This is a genomic window from Pseudomonas sp. ESBL9, from assembly GCF_036668715.1.
Classification (GTDB): domain Bacteria; phylum Pseudomonadota; class Gammaproteobacteria; order Pseudomonadales; family Pseudomonadaceae; genus Aquipseudomonas; species Aquipseudomonas lundensis.
This window is the reverse complement of the sequence record NZ_JAZEVV010000001.1, coordinates 319,475-337,324: the sequence shown is the minus strand read 5'-3', so window position 1 is coordinate 337,324 and position 17,850 is coordinate 319,475. Positions and strand designations below refer to the sequence as shown.

The window sequence follows — 17,850 nt, the reverse complement described above, 5'->3', positions numbered from 1 at the left end:
TCCTTCGAACAAAAAAACCCCGTCCAGGTGACGGGGTTTTTTGTGCCTGCTACAAACGCGAACTGCTTACCCGCAGTTCACGCGCGTAATGACGGCATTGCCATCGGCATTGAGGTTCAGGCGATCTGAGCGGTACTCAAGCGTCATGACATCGTTGGGCCCGAGGATACGAGCGGTCTGCGCACCGGCTTTGACGCGGGCTTGCTCAAGGAGCTGCGCCGACGCTTTTTTCCCGACCGCAAAGGCTGCAGCTTGAGCGTCACAACGCGTGTGTGCGGTGGGGGTGGTCGCAGGTTCCTGGTCAGAACTCGGCGTACTGCACCCAGACAACGCCAGCACGGCCAGCAATGAACCCAATGACACTAGCTTCCAGGACATGGAGCCTCCTTAACAGTAAATAGTCGAGACCTTTGCGACAGCTTTTGCGCAAAGAGGTTGCACAGCGCCAGGCAAGAATTACGCGTGACCGCAGGCGCGTGATTTTGGACGACAAGCAGTGTATCGCCTTTACTTAATCGTCACGGAATGTGTGCTGCATCAATACACATCGATGTAATCGAACGGTGGATTGGGCCAATTCTCCTTCAAGGCATTGAAGATTTGCATGACCCAAACCTCATCACTGGCTGCAACGTTGCCCACATACCCGGAACCCGCTGCCCAGGTTTCCAGCCTGAACAACAGCCCGTCAATGTCTGTACCGCCCACCACGCCTGAAGAGAGGTACGCGCGCCCGTCTTTGGTTACGCGTAACTGCGTGTGCACATCATCACTGGCCGAGGCCAATAGCTGCCTGACAGCCTCCGGCGTCAACCCCTCTGGATTATTCAAATCGATATGCATCGTAATGCCCACTCCCTCAAATGGTCAGTGTGACACGCCAGCGGGCTGTCTGGCGCGCATGGCTGCTGCCACACTGATGGCATCTCAATGGCATTTTGCTAAGATCCAGCGTTTTAACGCAACGAGTCCAACCATGAGCAACGTCAGTATTGACGCCGACATCAAGGCGAAATGGCAACAGGGACAGTGTTCTTACAGCCCGGGCAGCCCCGAAGAGTTGGCCATTATCGGCATAGACCTGCTGGTAAAAGAACTCGGCACGGAAGCGGCAAAGGCCTTTACCGATCAGGTCTTCGAAAAATATGGCCTGCCTGTAAAGACAACCTGAGGATTCAGAGACTCAACCCTCCCGCTCCTTTCGCATCAGTCTCCATGCCGCGCGCTCACTCACTTAACCGTTGAACCCGAGCGACCAAGCTCGTCACGCTGCCGAAGACACTCGATGAGCGAACCGCATCGCGTTAAAACGTAACGCCCGCGATGAGCGCAATATTGCAGTACGGATGGCACTCCCCCGTGCGCACAATCGCCTTTGCACTCAGGCACAACGTTTTGAATGCATCGTGGGCCAGCAGCCGCCTGGTCCCCAGTAGCCCAAGCTCGGTGTGAGCCTCAATGGCAGTGAGCACAGCGCACGGGTGCAGGAATAACTCACTGGCCAGAATATGGTTTTCGACCTGCATTTCACTCAAGACAATGCGCAAGGTGGTGGCCAGGTCCGGCACCCCCTGGGTCAAGGCCAAATCAATCAGCGCCACCCCCTTGGGCACCGGCAAACCTGCATCGGCAATCACGACAACGTCGCCATGCCCCAACGAAGCAATCAGCCGTGAGAGCTGGATGTTCAGCAGTGGTGTCTTTTTCATGACGGTGCAAAGGCTGAAACATCAGCCAGGCCCGGAATTGACGGTTGAGCACCCGGACGCGTAACAGACAAGGCTGCCGCAATTTGTGCAAAACGGATTGCTTGATCTTCGTTTTTACCCTGCGCAAGCGCTGCAGAAAACGCACCGACAAAGGTGTCACCCGCGGCTGTAGCATCGACCGCTTCCACGCTCGGTGCCGCAAAGTGCACGGCCTTCTGCCCGCTGACGAACAGCGCGCCTTTAGCCCCCAGCGTCACAATCACATTGCGCGCGCCCGCCTCAATCAGCTTGAAAGCAGCGCGCTGTGCAGACGCCAACGAATCAACCACCACGCCACTGAGCGCCTGTGCCTCACTTTCATTGGGGATCAAGTAATCAATCGCCTCAAGCCACTGCGAGGGCAACGGCCCGTTGACCGGCGCCGGGTTGAGGATAACGGTCTTATTGAGCGCCCGACCCCGCTTCAGCGTATGGGCGACGGTGTCATAGGGCACTTCGAGTTGGCAGACGATCACCTCAGCCCCCTGCAACATCGCGTCACAGGACTCAATATCGCCAGGGGTCAGGGCGGCATTGGCGCCCGGGACTACCACGATGGTGTTTTGACTGTGGGCATCCACAACAATCAAGGCAACGCCACTGACACCGCCCGGCACACTGCACACCCCCGAGCACTCAATTTGCTCCTCCAGCAGGCCCGCTCGCAGTTGCGCGCCATAGGCGTCACTGCCCACACGCCCCAGCATCGCAACGCGCGCGCCCAGCCGTGCAGCGGCCACCGCCTGATTAGCGCCTTTACCGCCATGCACCGTTTGCAGCGCATCCCCAAACAGCGTCTCACCTGGCTGCGGTAACCGCTGCGTGCGCGTCACCAAATCCATATTCAAACTGCCCACCACGACCACATTTGCTTGCATGCTCGACACTCAACCGATGGATTGCTGGAGACGTTGCAGGGCAATAGCCCCGTGCGGCCCGGTGGATTCTCGCAGCACGAGACTGGGAGCGACGATCAACTGCTCCACAGATCGCCCGGGTGTTGCGATGCGCCGTAACAAAACCTGAGCGGCAGTTTCACCCAACTGCAGGATTGACTGCCCGACTGTCGTCAACGCCGGGTACACATACCGGCTCATCTGCACATCATCAAAGCCGATCACCGACAGTTGCTCGGGCACTCGAATCTGGCGTTCGGCGGCCGCGCGCAACACACCGATGCCCATCATGTCGTTACACGCGAACACGGCCGAAGGCGGGTCGGCGGCCAACAACCGGTTAGCGGCCTCATAGCCACCTGTACAACTGAAATCACTTTCAACCATCCAGTGCGCTTGCGGCGCTATCCCGGCCTCACTCAGGGCACGCAGATAACCCGCCAGCCGCAGCTGCGCCACACTGGTAATGGCCGGCCCCCCGATGCAAGCAACCGCACGATGGCCCAGATCAAGCAAATGCCGGGTCGCCAGATAGGCCCCCTGCTCATGATCGATTCGCACCAGATCGGCGTCGATGCCCTCCAGGCTGCGGTCAACAATCACCATCGGCGTGCGCACCCCTGTCAAACCGCTGGCCAGCCCTAAATCACCGCCCGCCGAAGCCACCACCAGGCCGTCCACCCGCTTTTCCAGCAGCACCCGCACGTAGTTGCGCTGCTTGTCCGGATCGTCGTCGCAATTGCAGAGGATCACGCAGTAGTTGTTACGCTCACAGTAATCCTCGATGCCCCGTGCCAACTCAGCGAAATAAGGGTTGAGGCTATTAGCCACCAGCAAACCGATGGTCGCCGTGCTCTTGGCTTTGAGAGAGCGCGCCACCGCACTCGGTACGTAATCGAGGCGCGCAATGGCCTCTTCCACTTTCAACCGCACCGGCTCGCTCACCGGGCGCGTTTTGTTTACGACATGAGACACCGTTGTGTAGGAAATCCCCGCCATTGCCGCAACATCTTTGATCGTTGCCATTGCTTAGTTCCGTCGCCGTGCCCGTTGACTGCGATAAGTATCCAAAATCACTGCCATCACAATGACAGCACCGGTGATGATACGCTTGGTCGGATCTGTCGCGCCGATCTGCGCTAACCCGGCCGCCAATACCGAAATAATCAGCACCCCGAAAAACGTGCTGATCACCGAACCGCGGCCACCCATCAGACTCGTCCCGCCAATCACCACGGCGGCGATCACTTGCAGCTCCAGACCCGCACCGGCATTAGGGTCTGCGGCCTCCAGACGCGATATCTGGAACAAGGCCGCCACCCCGGCGAGCAAGCCCATCAGGCTGAATACCAGCACCTTGTAAGGTTTGGGGTTGATGCCCGCCAGACGGACTGCCTCTTCATTGGTGCCGATCCCAATCAGATAGCGCCCGAAAACCGTACGGGTCAATATCACCTGCGCAACCAGAATCACCAGCAACGCAATAATGAAAGACGGCGCGATACCAAAGGCAATCGGATCGGACAACCACGCGAACTCATCGCCAATGTAAGCGGTACGCGACCCGGTCATTTGGTACGCAGCGCCGCGGGCCATTTCAAGCACCCCTAGCGACACGATGAATGAAGGAATGCGCCAGGCAACGGTGATCGAACCCGTAAAGGTACCCACCGCAGCCGCACAGCACATGCCCAGCAACGCGGCGGGCAATACGCTCCAGCCCCATCCCAGGATCGCGACGCTCACCACCGAAGCCGCCAGCGCCAGCACGGAGCCAACGGACAGATCAATGCCGCCGATGATCAAGACAAACGTCATGCCCACCGCGAGCACCATCAGGTCTGGAATCTGATTGGCCAAGGTGCTCAACGTGTCATAGGAAAAAAAGTGATCACTCAAACTGGAAAAGAGCACGATCATGGCAAGCAACGCGCCAGCCAATCCCACATAGGTGCCCATGCCGTAAAAATTGTGCGCAGCGTTGCGCGGCGAGGAACTGGCGTTCATGCAATGTCCTTGGGCGCCACTGACGCCAGTGGTGCATCGTGTGTGTGATAACCGGCAAACGCAGCCGCCAGCAGTTGTTCCTGACGCCAACTGTCGCGCTCGAAGGTATCGGTCAGGCGCCCTGCCGACATCACCCCGATGCGGTCACAAATCAGCATCAATTCGCGCAAGTCGCTGGACACCACGACCAATGCCTTGCCCTCTCGGGTCAAGTCGGCAAGCAGGCGATAGATATCGAATTTGGCCCCGATATCAATGCCGCGAGTAGGCTCATCAAACAGCAATACGCCGCAGTCGCGCTCAAGCCAGCGGCCGATCACGACTTTCTGCTGATTGCCGCCCGACAGTTGCGAGACGACCTGCTCGGGCCCGGAACAGCGAATGCCCATTGCGTCAATCTGGCGCCGGGCCAGCGCCCGCTCTTGCTCACCCTTGATGAAACCTGCCCGCGACAACTGTTCCATATTGCCCAGGCCGATATTGCTGCTGATGGATTGGCTCATCAGCAAACCTTCGCCCTTGCGGTCCTCGGTAATCAAGGCGATACCGTGCCTGACAGCGTCCATCGGGCTGCGAATCGACACGGCGTTCAGGGGGTTGCCCACGGCGACCGTGCCACTGTCAGCGAGGTCTGCACCATAAATCAGACGCAACAATTCTGTGCGCCCTGCCCCGATCAGGCCGGATATCCCGAAAATTTCACCCCGGCGGACCTCAAACGAAACATCCATCACTTTAGTGCCGCGGCCTAGCCCTGAAACCCTCAGCACAGGCTCGCCCAGAGGACGCTCGCCCATCGGCAAGTGATCGCCCACCTCGCGCCCGACCATCAGGTTGACCCATTGCTGGCTGTCATGATTGGCAATGGGTTCGACACACACCAGATGCCCGTCCCGCAGGACCGCAATGCGCCGGGCTACCCGCGCCAGCTCTTCGAGTCGGTGAGAGATGTAAACAATCGCGACGCCCCGCGCCTGTAACCGGGTGATCTGGATAAACAGCAACTCGACTTCGCGGGCCGTGAGCATGGCCGTCGGCTCATCGAGAATCAGCACCTGGCAGTCGCCAATCAAGTTGCGGGCGATTTCCACCATCTGCTGGTGGCCTACCCCCAACTCGCCCACCAGCGTGTCGGGGTCAATAGCGTCAAGGCCGACTTGCGCCATGGCGTCGATCGCTGCCTGACGCAAGCGCTTGCGATTGATCCACCCGACGCGGGCGGGCAGATGGTCGAGAAACAGATTTTCCGCCACGGTCAGCGTCGGTAACAGATTGAGTTCTTGCATCACCATGCGCACCCCCAACCGCTCGGCCTCTGCGCGGCTACCGGGTGCATAAGGCAGACCGTTGTAGTGCATCTGACCGGTGGAAGCGGCTTCCAGCCCGCCGATGATTTTCGACAAAGTGCTTTTGCCGGCCCCGTTTTCACCCGTCAGCGCCAACACCTCGCCGCGATAAAGGGTCAGGTCAATCGCGCTCAAGACGGGTTGCGCATAGGTTTTACCTACGCCGCACACTGAAAGCACCACGTCAGCCTCTGAAGTTGGCATCAAATGTCTCCAGGCACCCGGGTCAAACACGCAGGTGCCAAGGGTATGGACGGATCAGGGGGTGGTGATCAGCTCAACCGGCGTCGCGATAACCCCGTTTTTCAGTGCGTCGACCGGCTCGTTCTTGATCAGTTTGAGCGCGGTCTGAATACCGAAGACGGCCTGCTGGGCGGCGGCCTGGTCTGCGGTAGCCAGCACGCGGCCGTTCTTCAGCATCGGCTTGATGGCATCGATGTTGTCGTAGCCGACCACCTGCACCTTTCCGGCCTTACCGGCGGCACGGATGGCCGATACTGCGCCAATCGCCATGCTGTCGTTGCCCGCCAACAGAGCCTTCACATTGGGGTACTCGCTGAGAATCGCAGCGGCCTGCTTGTTGCCGCCTTCAATTTCCCAATTACCGGACTGCACGGACACCACCTTGATGTGCGCCGCTTTCATGGCGTCTTTGAAGCCCGCCGTGCGTTGCTGCGCGTTGGTGGTGGTCGACACACCTTCAATGATGGCCACCTCGTCGCCGGCGTTCAGCTTGCTCGCCAGGTACTCACCCACTTGGCGCGCGCCAGCCCGGTTATCAGGCCCTACAAACGGGACATCCAGCTGCTTTTTTTTCAGCACTTCCGGGTCGAGCTGGTTATCGATGTTCACCACCACAATCCCGGCATCCCGAGCCTTTTCAATGGCGCGGATCAACGCCTTGGAGTCAGCCGGGGCGATCACCAGACCATCGACTTTGGCAATGATCATCTGGTTGATGATGTCTATCTGCCCCTGGGTATCGGTTTCGTTCTTGATGCCGTTGGAAATCAACTCGAAATCAGCCGGGTGCTGTTTTTGATAGTCCTCGGCCCCCTGGGTCATGGTGACAAAAAACTCATTGGCCAATGACTTCATCACCAGACCGACTTTGGGTGTGGAGACGTCGGCATGGGCAAGAGGAAGGGAAAAGGAGGCCGCTGTGAACAGGGCGACGGCGAGCAAGCGTCCAGCAAAGGGCAGCTTCATGGGAGTACTCCGATCTTATGATTATTGTGAGCGACATCCTGTTTGCGCGGGCTGGCAGCCATTGCAAAAGCGCCCGGTCTGAAGCGCCGAAAGGCACTCATAAAGAACGGAACACCACCGCGCAAACGTTTGCTTGAACCTCACTATGGAAACCCGACTTGTATTTGTCAACGACAAAAAATGGCGCCATTAAACCGACGAACGGACGCCTTTCCGTACGGAAAGTTACAGCGAAATTCGGATAACCGTCTTCAGTCAATTTGATTAAACACTCTAAAATTATTTTTTATCCTTAATAATCAAACAGTTAAGTAATTTATAAACACTTGGAAAAAATGGCACAAAACATGCCTTTATATGGCCAGCCCGTGGCCAGTGGATGGTACGTGCCGTGCTAGGTGTATGTGCATCAGCACTCTCATCATTAAGAGAGAACATAATGAAAAAAGCTGTCTTGAAATCGATTGTTCCGGGCGCATTGGCCCTTCTGCTGGTTATGCCAAGCGTTCAGGCACAAGAAGCCCCTGCCAAACCGAACGTCATCATTCTGGCAACCGGCGGCACCATCGCCGGTGCAGGTGCCAGCGCTGCCAACAGCGCAACCTACACCGCCGCCAAAGTGGGTATCGATCAACTGATCGCCGGTGTACCCGAGTTGAGCCAATTGGCCAACGTGCGTGGCGAACAAGTGATGCAGATCGCCTCTGAAAGCATCACCAACGACAACCTGCTGCAATTGGGCCGCCGCGTTGCCGAGCTGGCCGACAGCAAAGACGTCGACGGTATCGTGATCACCCACGGCACCGACACGCTGGAAGAGACCGCGTACTTCCTGGATCTGGTTGAAAAAACCGACAAGCCAATCGTGGTCGTCGGCTCGATGCGTCCGGGCACAGCCATGTCGGCTGACGGCATGCTGAACCTGTACAACGCCGTCGCCGTTGCAGGCAGCAAGGAGGCACGCGGTAAAGGCGTTCTGGTCACCATGAACGACGAAATCCAGTCGGGCCGCGATGTCAGCAAAATGATGAACATCAAGACCGAAGCGTTCAAAAGCCCGTGGGGCCCACTGGGCATGGTCGTTGAAGGCAAGTCCTACTGGTTCCGTTTGCCTGCCAAGCGTCACACCATGGACTCTGAGTTCGACATCAAAAACATCAAGAGCCTGCCAAACGTAGGCATCGCCTACTCGTACGGCAACGTTGATGACACGGCCTATAAAGCACTGGCTCAATCCGGCGCCAAAGCCATCATTCACGTAGGCACCGGCAACGGCTCGGTTTCATCCCGCGTGGTGCCGACCCTGCAGGCCTTGCGTAAAGACGGCGTACAGATCATCCGTTCTTCCCACGTGAATGCCGGTGGTTTCGTACTGCGTAACGCAGAACAACCTGACGACAAAAACGACTGGGTGGTTGCACACGACCTGAACCCACAAAAAGCCCGCATTCTGGCCATGGTCGCCCTGACCAAAACCCAGGACAGCAAAGAGCTGCAGCGGATTTTCTGGGAATACTGAGTCAAGCGGACGCCCTGGCGTTTGAGCATTAAAAAAGCCAACTGACACGTTCATGTCAGTTGGCTTTTTTGTGAGTGCGCGATTCAGTGCGTTGCCACGGCATCCATCTTCTGGCGCAGGCTCAGCGGGCGCATGTCCGTCCACACCTCCTCGATGTAGGCCAGGCATTCGGGCTTCAGGCCGCTCTTGCCCACCGCACGCCAGCCGTTCGGAATGGCTTTGTAATCAGGCCAGATCGAGTACTGGTCTTCGTGGTTCACCACCACCTGAAAAAGAATATCGTCGCGGTCAAATACTGAACTCATGTGCGGGTCTCCATCGCATTAAGCCGCTGCGCCAACACGCGCAGCCGGGGTCATAGAACAAACGAGCGATCAACGCCGGGAATTAGAGCCGGGCGATGGCCGCCGCCAGGGCATTGCCGAACATGGCTGCCACGTGATCGATCTCGGCGCCGGTGATGATCAGCGGTGGCAGGAACCGCACCACACTGCCGTGCCGCCCCCCCAGTTCCAGAATCAATCCGCGCTTGAGGCATTCGCGCTGCACCAGCGGCGCCAGTCGGCCAAAGGCTGGCGGGTGGCCCAGTGCGTCAGGCAGGCCAGACGGGTCAACCAATTCCACGCCCAGCATCAGCCCGCGCCCCCGGATATCACCCAATTGCGGGAAGTCGCGCTGCAGGATGTGCAAGTGCTCACTCAAGCGCTCACCCATGGCTGCCGCGTGCGCCGCAACATTGTGGTCCTTGAGGTAGCGCATCACGGCACTGCCCGCGGCCATGGCCATCTGATTACCGCGGAAAGTACCGGCATGGGCACCGGGCAGCCACGTGTCGAGCCACTCGCGATAGACCACCACCGCCAACGGCAAACTGCCACCAATGGCTTTGGACAGCACCACCACATCAGGCACGATGCCCGCGTGTTCAAAGGCGAACATCTTGCCGGTGCGGGCAAAACCGCTCTGGATTTCATCAACGATCAACGCCACCCCGGCCTGCTCCGTGAGGCGCCGCAGCCCCCGCAGCCAGTCCAGGTCCGCCGGGATCACACCCCCCTCGCCCTGTACCACTTCAACGATCACGGCGGCAGGTAATTGCACGCCGGCTTCCGGATCACTGAACAGCGTGTGCAGGTAATGCAAGTTGGCCTTCACCCCTTGCTCCCCGCCGAGGCCAAACGGGCAACGGTAATCGTACGGGTACGGCATGAACTGCACCCCATTGCCCAGCAAGGCGGCCATGGGCTTTTTCGGGCCAAGGCTTCCCATCAGGCTCAACGCCCCTTGGCTCATGCCGTGATAACCGCCCTGGAACGAGATCACTGTGTTGCGCCCGGTTGCGGTGCGCACCAGCTTCAACGCCGCTTCTACCGCGTCGGTGCCGGTGGGGCCACAAAACTGGATTTTCGCTTCTTGGGCCAAGGTGTCTGGCAACAGGCCAAACAGGTCCTGCACAAACTGATCCTTGACCGGCGTGGTCAGGTCCAGCGTATGCAAAGGCAGACCGTCGTCCAGCACCTTGCGGATCGCCTCAATCACAACCGGGTGGTTATGCCCGAGCGCCAAGGTGCCCGCGCCTGCCAGGCAGTCGATAAAGCGCCGGCCTTCAACGTCCTCGACGTACAGCCCCTTGGCGCGCTTCAACGCCAGCGGAATGCGCCGCGGATAACTGCGCGCGTTGGATTCTTGGCGGCTCTGACGGGCCAACAAGGGAGATTCTTCAAATTCATACAGCGTTTCGGTCGTACAGACCCGACCCGGCTGATCGTCGACAAGACTGGTAGCGACTGACATTTCTGGGACCCTCAATGCGCTGATGAGATTGACCAAAACCGCAGACCTGCGAGGACTTTCGATGCACGAAAGAGCGCTGCAGGTTTTCCTGCTTTGGAAACGCATTGGCGGTGCCCGGATTTAGAGGCGAATCACACAATCCACGCGCCACGGATCGGCAGAACGACAAAGGGGATGGCACCTTGCAGGCCATCCCCTTGTGATACACCACGTCAATACACGCTTTATTGCAGTCCTTTAGCCGCCTGCAGCTTGTTGCGCACAATGGACCGGTAGGCCAGTCCCAACAGCAGGAACCAGCCCGGCACCACGTACAACGCCTGCCGCGTGTCGCCCTCCAGCGCCAGCAACACCAGAATGAAGGCAAAGAACGCCAGACACACCCAGACCATCACTTTGCCGCCCGGCATCTTGTAACGCGATGCCTGATGCAAGTGCGCGCGCTGCTTGCGGTAGGCCAAGTAGGACAACAGAATCATCGACCAGACAAACATGAACAGGGTCGCAGACACCGTGGTGATCAGGGTGAAGGCGTGCATCAGGTTGGGGATCAGGTAAATCACCAGCGCTCCGGCCAGCAGGCAAATGCACGAGAAGATCAGCCCGTTGGAAGGCACGGCGCGCTGCGACAGGTGCTTGAATGTCTGCGGCGCATCCCCTTCCAGGGCCAGGCCGTAGAGCATGCGGCTGGTAGAGAAAACGCCGCTGTTGGCCGATGAAGCGGCCGAGGTCAGCACCACGAAGTTGATGATGCCTGCCGCCGCCGGAAGCCCCGCCAGCATGAACAACTCAACAAAAGGACTTTTGTCCGCGACCACGTCGCGCCACGGCGTGACGGCCAGAATCGCAATCAGCGCGAACACGTAGAACATGATGATGCGCAGCGGAATCGAGTTGATCGCGCGGGGCAAATTACGCTCGGGGTCTTTCGTCTCGGCGGCGGTGGTGCCAGCCAACTCGATCCCGACAAACGCAAATACAGCGATCTGGAACCCGGCAAAAAAGCCCATCAGCCCATGGGGGAACATCCCGCCGTCATTCCACAGGTTGCTCAGCGTTGCAGCGTGCCCCGCGGGGGACTGATAGGCCGTGACCACCATGTACAACCCGGTGCAAACCAACGCACAAATGGCGACGATCTTGATCATGGCAAACCAGAACTCCAGCTCACCGAACATCTTCACGGTGATCAGGTTCAGCGACAGCAACAGCGCCACGCACCCGACCGCCGGCATCCATAAGGGGACGTCCGGAAACCAGAACTGCGTGTACCCGGAAATCGCGATCACATCCGCAATCCCCGTGACAATCCAGCAAAACCAGTAGGTCCAGCCCATGAAGTAACCGGCCATCGGCCCCAGCAGGTCGGCCGAGAAATCAATGAACGACTTGTACTTAAGGTTGGATAACAGCAACTCACCCATGGCGCGCATGACAAAAAACAGCATGAAGCCAATGATCATGTACACAAAAATGATCGAGGGGCCCGCCAGGCTGATGGTCTTGCCCGAGCCCATGAACAAGCCGGTGCCGATGGCGCCGCCAATGGCAATCAGTTGAATGTGACGGTTGGACAAACTGCGCTGGAGTTCGTGAGGTTCACCGACAGGTGGCTGATCAAACGCTGAATCCTTCAATGTTCTTTTACCTTGCAAGTGGATTTTTCTTATAGGTGGAGTTGACTTAACCCCCTTATAAATCGAGGGGTACTTTAAAGGCGACGCGCACGCAAAACACTGAGCTGCATCAGTGCTTGCCGGACTGTCCTACAGACAGGAAGGATCATGAAAAAGCGGCCTCATTGGCCGCTCTCTGCTTGCAAGGGCATGCGCAGCTCAACCCGCAACCCGTCGGGCTGACTGTCAAAGCTCAACCCACCGGCGCAGCGCTCGACAATGGCCTGCACAATGGCCAGCCCCAACCCGCAGCCGTTGCTGTTGTCGTTGCGCCAAAAACGCTGGGTCATGTGCTGCAAGGTGTCAGGCGCGATGCCGGGACCGTGATCGCGGACGACAAAATACACATCTGCGGCCACGACGCGAAGTGTCAATTCGACGCGGGTATCGGCCGATGTATGGCGCAAGGCGTTTTCCAGCAAGTTGCGCAAGGCCGCAATGGCCAGTACGGACGGGACTTTCAGCGGGGTGTCAGGCAGATTCGCCGGCACATTCAGCACAATGCGATCGGCCGCCCCGCTGGCGGCATCATGAATGGCCAGGCGCGCCACCTGCTCGGGCGAGCACTGCACACCGTCGTCAAACGACAAACTGCCTTCGACCCGGGCCAGCAGCAACAATTGCTCAAGCGTGCGGTGCAAGCGGTCGGCCCCGGCTTCAGCGTGGGCCAGCGATTGCTCGCGGGCCGCGCCCTCGGTCATGCGCGCCACTTGCAGGTGAGTCTTGATGGCCGTCAGCGGGCTGCGCAGCTCGTGGGCAGCATCGCCGGTCAAGCGCCGCTCGCGCTCAATGGCCTTGGCGATACGGGCCAGTAACTGGTTCTGTGAATCGAGCAACGGTTGCAATTCGCTGGGCAGCGGGCTGATCTGTAAAGGCTGCAACGAATCGGCATCGCGGCGCATCAGGGCATCGCGCATGCGTTTGAGCGGCGCCAAACCCTGCCCGATGCCCAGCCACAGCAACAATAAACAGCCCACCAGCGCCATGCCCACAGGCACCGAAGCCGCCAGCAACACCGACAGGTTCAACGCTTCCCGCTCCACCTGACGGTCGGCCGTGGTGATGCGCAGGTCGCCACGGTCCAGGGTGAAGGTGCGCCAGGCGGCACCGTCAATGATCTGATCGCGAAAGCCGGTGGATTCAGACTGCATGGGCTGATCCGGGTTGTTATGGCTGCGTGCCAGAATTTCGCCCCGCAGCGAACTGACCTGGCAGGCCATCCCACCGGGGATGGTCAGTTGTTCCGCGCTGAAATGGGTGCCCTCGCCTTTTACCGGCAATTGCGGCAATTGCTCCAACAGCCCGGCGACCATCCGCGCAGAGGCCACCAGCCGCTGGTCGAGGGAAAACATCATCTGCTGGCGCAGGTCACTGAGCATCCAGGCCGCCGCCAGCATCCAGATCACAATGAACGCCGAACCGATGGTCAGGCTCAACCGCAGACGCAGGCTCATCATGCCTCGGGCTCGTTGCCATCCGCCGGGCCCAGGCGATAGCCCAGGCCGCGCACGGTTTCAACGATGCCATTGCCCAATTTGCGGCGCAGGTGGTGGATATGAACGTTCAAGGCGTTGCTCTCCAGTTCGTCACTGAAACCGTAAATGCTGTCTTTGAGCTGCTCGGTCGACAGCACCCGGCCCCGGTTATGCAGCAGGGCCTGCAACAAGGCCTGCTCGCGACGGGACAGGTCCACGGGCTTGCCCCCCAACAATGTGGCGCGGCTGCTGGGGTCGTAAGTCAGGCGCCCGTGCTCGATGAGGTTAACGCTGCGGCCCGCCACTCGGCGCAACAGCGTGTGCAGGCGCGCTGCCAGCTCGCGCAGGTCAAACGGCTTGAGCAGGTAGTCATCGGCGCCCGCTTGCAGGCCGTCCACGCGGTCAGTCACCGCATCCCGCGCAGTCAAAACCAGTACCGGCAGATCAAAGCCCTGCTGGCGCAGTTGCTGCAGCAGCTTGAGCCCGTCTTCATCCGGTAACCCGAGGTCCAGCACCATGGCATCGAACGTGGCGGCCTTGAGCATCGCGCGCGCTTTACCAGCGGTGTTGACGTGCTCCACCGTCATGCCCTGGGCCGTCAGCCCGGCCACAATTCCGCTGGCAATCAGTTCATCGTCTTCGCAAACCAATACGTGCATGCAGGTACCCGCGTAAAGAGGCCGATTTAAGGGCGCTGGGATTAAGGGCCGATTATGCCGTTTTTAACACTCGGTTAATCAAGTGCCGCCAAGGTAGCCTCAATTCGAATATCCAGGGTTTGGCGCATGTCTCGTTTGATCGTGTTTTTTTTCCTGCTGCTGACGGGCTTGAGTCAGGCGTACGCCAGTGACAACCCGTTTGAACAAAAAGCCGATTTCCTGCCGGCCAACAAAGCCTTCGTGTTCACTTCCGAGCCGTTGCCTTCAGGCGAAACCCGGCTGCACTGGCAAATCACCGATCAGTACTACTTGTACAAAAAACGCTTCAAATTCGACGGGCTGGATCCCGCGCAGACGCCCGAGCTCCCTCAAGGACAAGAACACAGCGACGAGTTTTTCGGCGCCACCCAGGTGTACCGCGACAGCCTTGAACTGCTGATCCCGGCAGGGGCCAGCGGTCAGGTCAAAGTCAGTTGGCAAGGCTGTGCCGATGCCGGTCTGTGCTACCCGCCACAAAGCCAGACCGTGGACCTGGGCGGCACACAGCCCGCTGCCGAGCAGGGGCAAGCTCAAGACCAATCACTGGCGTCCAGCTTGCAGCAGCGTTCTTTGGGCTGGAGCTTATTGCTGTTTTTCGGGCTCGGCCTGCTGCTGGCTTTCACCCCGTGCTCCTTGCCCATGCTGCCGATTCTCGCCGGTCTGGTGGTCGGCAGCGGCGCCAGCCCCGGCCGCGGCTTTGCGGTTGCCGGCAGTTATGTGATCAGCATGGCGCTGGTGTATGCCAGCCTCGGCGTACTGGCCGCGCTCTTGGGGGCCAATTTGCAGGCGCTGTTGCAACAACCCTGGCTACTGGGCAGTTTTGCCGCGCTGTTTGTCCTGCTCGCTTTACCGATGTTCGGCTTTTTCGAACTGCAATTGCCTGGCGCCTTGCGTGACCGGCTGGAAAGCGCCGGACGCGGACGCAAAGGCGGCAGCCTGATCGGGGCCGGGGTCCTGGGTGCCCTTTCCGGCTTGCTGGTCGGGCCGTGCATGACCGCTCCGCTGGCGGGCGCGCTGCTCTACATCGCGCAAAGCGGCAATGCCGTGCAAGGTGGCCTGGTGCTGTTCACCCTGGGCGTCGGTATTGGCATGCCGCTGTTGCTGCTGGTCACGGTCGGCAGTCGTTTCCTGCCCAAGCCGGGGGCCTGGATGAACCTGATGAAGGGGCTGTTTGGCTTCCTGTTCCTGGGGACCGCGCTGCTGCTGGTGCGTCCGGTGCTGGATGAATCGCTGTGGCTGGCCTTGTGGGGCGTGCTGTTGCTGATTGTGGCCGGCAGCCTGTGGCAACAGGCGCAACAGTTTCTGCGCGTCAAAGCGCTGTTTGCCCCCCTGGGCCTGCTGGCCGGTCTGTGGGGCAGCCTGATGCTGATCGGCGCCGCGGGCGGCAGCACCGACCCATGGCAACCCTTGCAGGTGTACACCGCGAAAACCGTGGCCGGCAGCCCTTCGCAAACGGCCCACGACGCGTTCATAACGGTTAACAACCCGGCCGATCTTGAGCGCGAACTGGCAGCCGCCAAGGCGCAAGGCCAATGGGTGATGCTCGACTACTACGCTGACTGGTGCGTGTCCTGCAAAGTGATGGAGAAAAAAGTCTTCGGCCAACCGCAGGTCATGCAAGCCCTCAACGGTGTACGTTTGTTGCGCCTGGACGTGACCGACGATACTGTCGCCAGCCGCGACCTGCTCAGCCGCTATCAAGTACCCGGTCCGCCCACGTTTATCTGGATCGGGCCGAACGGGATTGAGCGTCGCGCACAGCGCATCACTGGCGAAGTGAATGCCGAAACCTTTTTGAATAACTGGCAAGCCACCCGGGAACTCCTCTAAATGCTGACCCTGACCATCGGTTCGTTTGCGCTGGCAATCAACCACCTGCTGCTGATCCTGGCCCTCGCTCTGGCGACGCTGGTGGGGTGGCGGGTGGCCAAACGCGGTGGCGAAAACCCGGAGTCAGTCCTGTTCAGCCTGTTCCTGTTGGGTTTACTGGCGGCGCGTATCGGTTTTGTCATCGCTTACTGGCGTTACTTCCATCAAGACCCGTTGCAAATGCTCGACCTGCGCGACGGCGGCTTTGTAGTGTGGGCGGGGCTCTTGGCTGTGGTGGTGGGCGCCGTGATCTGGGGCTGGCGTCGCGCCGGACTGCGACGCCCGCTGGGCTGGGGGCTGTGCAGCGGCCTGGCGTTCTGGCTGCTGGCGAGCCTGTCTTCCAACCTGTACGAAAAAGGGACGCAGTTGCCCGACATGGTGCTGCGCAATGCCAATGGCGAATCGGTACAACTGGGCAGCTACAAAGGCGGCCCGCTGGTGATCAATCTGTGGGCCACCTGGTGCCCGCCTTGCCGACGCGAAATGCCCGTTTTGCAGAACGCCCAGCATCAGCACGAGAACGTGACCTTTCTGTTCGTCAATCAGGGCGAGAGCATGCAGAGTGTCAGCACCTTCCTTGAAACCCAAGGCTTGAACCTCAGCAACGTGCTGTTCGACAGCGGCGGCCAGTTGGGGCAGAAAGTCGGCTCCATGGCCCTACCCACCACCCTGTTCTACAACGCGGACGGCCGTCTGCTGGCCAGCCATCTGGGTGAGTTGTCCGAAGCCAGCCTGGCACGAGCCCTCGAACGTTTTGACCCGAACATTTCACCGTCAGCCCGCCAGGGCGACCCTGCAAGGAATACCCAATGCGTAACCGCACACTGTTAAACCTGAGCATGAGCACCCTGCTGGGCGCAGCCCTGCTGCAATCCCCGTTGTTGCACGCCGAAGAACTGCCACCGGCGATCAAGAAGATCGAAGCCAAGGGCGCGAAAATCATCGGCAGCTTTGATGCCCCAAGCGGCCTGCGCGGGTATGCCGCGCAGTATGAAAACCGCGGCATGGCGCTGTACCTGACGAAGGACGGCAACGTGTTGGTGGGCAATTTGTATGACGCCAACGGCAATGACCTGAGCCTGGCGCCGCTGCAAAAGATGGTCTACGAACCGATGGCCAAGCAAGTCTGGGCCAACATGGAAAAGACCCACTGGATTGCCGACGGCAAAAAAGATGCCCCGCGCATCGTGTACTTGTTCAGTGACCCCAACTGCCCCTACTGCAACATGTTCTGGGAACAGGCCCGCCCGTGGGTGGACGCAGGCAAGGTGCAGTTACGCCACATCATGGTTGGCATCATCCGTGAAGACAGCCCCGGCAAGTCGGCCGCACTGCTGGCGGCGAAAAACCCGCAACAAGCCCTGCACGACCACGAAAAGGCCGGCAAGGCCAGCACCCTCAAGGCACTGGGCAGCATCCCGGCTGACGTGCAGGCCAAGCTCGACGCCAATATGCAGTTGATGTCCGAACTGGACGTCGCCGCCACCCCGGCGATTTTCTACCTCGACGAACACGGCAACTTGCAACAACAGCAAGGTGCGCCGTCGCCGGAAACACTGGTAAAAATCCTCGGCCCGAAATAACGCCTCCGTCAGGCCCGTGCCGGAATCACG

General features: G+C 59.5%; 18 protein-coding genes. 5 read left to right on the top strand and 13 right to left on the bottom strand.

Going from position 1 to position 17,850, the window contains the following annotated elements:
• Positions 1-66: 66 nt before the first annotated feature.
• Both V6F78_RS01390 and V6F78_RS01385 read right to left on the bottom strand, forming a co-directional pair.
• Positions 67-378 carry an I78 family peptidase inhibitor gene (locus tag V6F78_RS01390; protein ID WP_048377032.1) on the bottom strand — a complete coding sequence of 104 codons (312 nt, stop codon included), beginning with the start codon at positions 376-378 and terminating at the stop codon, positions 67-69.
• 159 nt (positions 379-537) lie between these two features.
• Positions 538-843 carry a hypothetical protein gene (locus tag V6F78_RS01385; protein WP_047292922.1) on the bottom strand — a complete coding sequence of 102 codons (306 nt, stop codon included), beginning with the start codon at positions 841-843 and terminating at the stop codon, positions 538-540.
• Positions 844-976: 133 nt separating this feature from the next.
• On the opposite strand from V6F78_RS01385, the gene V6F78_RS01380 reads away from it, so the two are divergent.
• Complete coding sequence (locus V6F78_RS01380) at positions 977-1,171, top strand: hypothetical protein (protein WP_047277613.1); 195 nt, start codon at positions 977-979, stop codon at positions 1,169-1,171.
• A gap of 133 nt (positions 1,172-1,304) precedes the next feature.
• On the opposite strand, the gene rbsD is transcribed toward V6F78_RS01380, so the two are convergent.
• Genes rbsD through V6F78_RS01350 form a run of 6 tightly spaced genes read right to left on the bottom strand, consistent with a single transcriptional unit; the run spans position 1,305 to position 7,206 of the window.
• Complete coding sequence (gene rbsD / locus V6F78_RS01375) at positions 1,305-1,709, bottom strand: D-ribose pyranase (RefSeq protein WP_332726471.1); 405 nt, start codon at positions 1,707-1,709, stop codon at positions 1,305-1,307.
• On the bottom strand, positions 1,706-2,626 hold the full coding sequence (gene rbsK / locus V6F78_RS01370) for a ribokinase (protein WP_332726470.1): 921 nt from the start codon (positions 2,624-2,626) through the stop codon (positions 1,706-1,708). Before rbsK ends, rbsD begins: the two co-directional genes overlap by 4 nt.
• A gap of 9 nt (positions 2,627-2,635) precedes the next feature.
• Positions 2,636-3,670: a LacI family DNA-binding transcriptional regulator gene (locus V6F78_RS01365; protein WP_094990973.1), complete on the bottom strand. Its 1,035-nt coding sequence runs from the start codon at positions 3,668-3,670 to the stop codon at positions 2,636-2,638.
• Positions 3,671-3,673: 3 nt separating this feature from the next.
• Positions 3,674-4,651, bottom strand: coding sequence for an ABC transporter permease (locus V6F78_RS01360; RefSeq protein WP_094990974.1), 978 nt, complete (start codon positions 4,649-4,651; stop codon positions 3,674-3,676).
• Positions 4,648-6,201, bottom strand: coding sequence for a sugar ABC transporter ATP-binding protein (locus V6F78_RS01355; RefSeq protein WP_169839596.1), 1,554 nt, complete (start codon positions 6,199-6,201; stop codon positions 4,648-4,650). The genes V6F78_RS01360 and V6F78_RS01355 overlap by 4 nt, the downstream gene beginning before the upstream one ends.
• Positions 6,202-6,255: 54 nt before the next feature.
• Entirely contained in the window at positions 6,256-7,206 is a 951-nt protein-coding gene (locus V6F78_RS01350; RefSeq protein WP_332726469.1) for a sugar ABC transporter substrate-binding protein, read from the bottom strand.
• 439 nt (positions 7,207-7,645) lie between these two features.
• Between V6F78_RS01350 and V6F78_RS01345 the strand changes: the two genes are divergently transcribed.
• Complete coding sequence (locus tag V6F78_RS01345) at positions 7,646-8,725, top strand: asparaginase (RefSeq protein ID WP_047275170.1); 1,080 nt, start codon at positions 7,646-7,648, stop codon at positions 8,723-8,725.
• An 83-nt stretch (positions 8,726-8,808) separates the two neighbouring features.
• On the opposite strand, the gene V6F78_RS01340 is transcribed toward V6F78_RS01345, so the two are convergent.
• The 5 genes from V6F78_RS01340 to V6F78_RS01320 form a co-directional block, all read right to left on the bottom strand.
• A complete protein-coding gene (locus V6F78_RS01340; protein WP_047275172.1) occupies positions 8,809-9,030 on the bottom strand; it encodes an MbtH family protein in 222 nt (73 codons plus the stop codon).
• 82 nt (positions 9,031-9,112) lie between these two features.
• Positions 9,113-10,519 (bottom strand): aspartate aminotransferase family protein, encoded by a 1,407-nt coding sequence (locus V6F78_RS01335; protein ID WP_047292909.1) that lies wholly within the window; start codon positions 10,517-10,519, stop codon positions 9,113-9,115.
• Between the two features lie 224 nt (positions 10,520-10,743).
• A complete protein-coding gene (cycA, locus tag V6F78_RS01330; protein ID WP_047292907.1) occupies positions 10,744-12,156 on the bottom strand; it encodes a D-serine/D-alanine/glycine transporter in 1,413 nt (470 codons plus the stop codon).
• Between the two features lie 161 nt (positions 12,157-12,317).
• Positions 12,318-13,652 carry an ATP-binding protein gene (locus V6F78_RS01325; RefSeq protein ID WP_047282548.1) on the bottom strand — a complete coding sequence of 445 codons (1,335 nt, stop codon included), beginning with the start codon at positions 13,650-13,652 and terminating at the stop codon, positions 12,318-12,320.
• Positions 13,649-14,329: a response regulator gene (locus V6F78_RS01320; RefSeq protein ID WP_047275179.1), complete on the bottom strand. Its 681-nt coding sequence runs from the start codon at positions 14,327-14,329 to the stop codon at positions 13,649-13,651. Before V6F78_RS01320 ends, V6F78_RS01325 begins: the two co-directional genes overlap by 4 nt.
• A gap of 126 nt (positions 14,330-14,455) precedes the next feature.
• Between V6F78_RS01320 and dsbD the strand changes: the two genes are divergently transcribed.
• Genes dsbD through dsbG form a run of 3 tightly spaced genes read left to right on the top strand, consistent with a single transcriptional unit; the run spans position 14,456 to position 17,820 of the window.
• A complete protein-coding gene (gene dsbD / locus V6F78_RS01315; RefSeq protein WP_332726468.1) occupies positions 14,456-16,198 on the top strand; it encodes a protein-disulfide reductase DsbD in 1,743 nt (580 codons plus the stop codon).
• Positions 16,199-17,068, top strand: coding sequence for a TlpA disulfide reductase family protein (locus V6F78_RS01310; RefSeq protein WP_047275375.1), 870 nt, complete (start codon positions 16,199-16,201; stop codon positions 17,066-17,068).
• Entirely contained in the window at positions 17,047-17,820 is a 774-nt protein-coding gene (dsbG, locus tag V6F78_RS01305; protein ID WP_047292903.1) for a thiol:disulfide interchange protein DsbG, read from the top strand. The genes V6F78_RS01310 and dsbG overlap by 22 nt, the downstream gene beginning before the upstream one ends.
• Positions 17,821-17,850 lie beyond the last annotated feature (30 nt).

Bases quoted from the DNA above. Each gene is read 5' to 3' on its own strand.
- V6F78_RS01390 (WP_048377032.1), bottom strand. From the start codon at position 378: ATGTCCTGGAAGCTAGTGTCATTGGGTTCATTGCTGGCCGTGCTGGCG.
- V6F78_RS01385 (WP_047292922.1), bottom strand. From the start codon at position 843: ATGCATATCGATTTGAATAATCCAGAGGGGTTGACGCCGGAGGCTGTC.
- V6F78_RS01380 (WP_047277613.1), top strand. From the start codon at position 977: ATGAGCAACGTCAGTATTGACGCCGACATCAAGGCGAAATGGCAACAG.
- rbsD (WP_332726471.1), bottom strand. From the start codon at position 1,709: ATGAAAAAGACACCACTGCTGAACATCCAGCTCTCACGGCTGATTGCT.
- rbsK (WP_332726470.1), bottom strand. From the start codon at position 2,626: ATGCAAGCAAATGTGGTCGTGGTGGGCAGTTTGAATATGGATTTGGTG.
- V6F78_RS01365 (WP_094990973.1), bottom strand. From the start codon at position 3,670: ATGGCAACGATCAAAGATGTTGCGGCAATGGCGGGGATTTCCTACACA.
- V6F78_RS01360 (WP_094990974.1), bottom strand. From the start codon at position 4,651: ATGAACGCCAGTTCCTCGCCGCGCAACGCTGCGCACAATTTTTACGGC.
- V6F78_RS01355 (WP_169839596.1), bottom strand. From the start codon at position 6,201: ATGCCAACTTCAGAGGCTGACGTGGTGCTTTCAGTGTGCGGCGTAGGT.
- V6F78_RS01350 (WP_332726469.1), bottom strand. From the start codon at position 7,206: ATGAAGCTGCCCTTTGCTGGACGCTTGCTCGCCGTCGCCCTGTTCACA.
- V6F78_RS01345 (WP_047275170.1), top strand. From the start codon at position 7,646: ATGAAAAAAGCTGTCTTGAAATCGATTGTTCCGGGCGCATTGGCCCTT.
- V6F78_RS01340 (WP_047275172.1), bottom strand. From the start codon at position 9,030: ATGAGTTCAGTATTTGACCGCGACGATATTCTTTTTCAGGTGGTGGTG.
- V6F78_RS01335 (WP_047292909.1), bottom strand. From the start codon at position 10,519: ATGTCAGTCGCTACCAGTCTTGTCGACGATCAGCCGGGTCGGGTCTGT.
- V6F78_RS01325 (WP_047282548.1), bottom strand. From the start codon at position 13,652: ATGATGAGCCTGCGTCTGCGGTTGAGCCTGACCATCGGTTCGGCGTTC.
- V6F78_RS01320 (WP_047275179.1), bottom strand. From the start codon at position 14,329: ATGCACGTATTGGTTTGCGAAGACGATGAACTGATTGCCAGCGGAATT.
- dsbD (WP_332726468.1), top strand. From the start codon at position 14,456: ATGTCTCGTTTGATCGTGTTTTTTTTCCTGCTGCTGACGGGCTTGAGT.
- V6F78_RS01310 (WP_047275375.1), top strand. From the start codon at position 16,199: ATGCTGACCCTGACCATCGGTTCGTTTGCGCTGGCAATCAACCACCTG.
- dsbG (WP_047292903.1), top strand. From the start codon at position 17,047: ATGCGTAACCGCACACTGTTAAACCTGAGCATGAGCACCCTGCTGGGC.